At 60.1% G+C, this 348-nt stretch carries 1 protein-coding gene; it reads left to right on the top strand.

What is annotated here, in order from left to right:
- The coding region (locus tag EII23_RS13090; RefSeq protein WP_185702423.1) for a hypothetical protein at positions 1-191 on the top strand (191 nt) is incomplete at its 5' end.
- Positions 192-348 lie beyond the last annotated feature (157 nt).

Raw genomic sequence — 348 nt, 5'->3', positions numbered from 1 at the left:
CGCCGGAAATTCTCGATGCCCTCCAAGGCCACGCGCAACAGGGCGTCGCGGCCCGCTATGGCAGGGACGAGGAAGGCGGGCGGTATGCCTTGCCTGTTCTCAAGCGGTATCTGGATATGATTGACTTTGGGCGGTATGTGGAATCCGTGAATATGCAGGAGAAAGAGGACAGCGGCGGGAAAACGGAATAGTGAAAGAGGAACAGGAACAGGAGGAAGCGCGGCAAGATGGTGACGTGCCCCGCCGTGTTCTTCCGCCACGCCGCTGTGTGGTGCTGTGTGGTGCTGTGTACCACTGTGCGCTACAGGCTGGCGGGATGGTGACGGCGAGGACGTGAGGAAGACAAGA

This window comes from Desulfovibrio sp. OH1186_COT-070, from assembly GCF_003860215.1.
GTDB lineage: Bacteria > Desulfobacterota > Desulfovibrionia > Desulfovibrionales > Desulfovibrionaceae > Desulfovibrio.
Note: the sequence above shows the minus strand (reverse complement) of the source record. Positions and strands in the feature narration are given on the sequence as shown.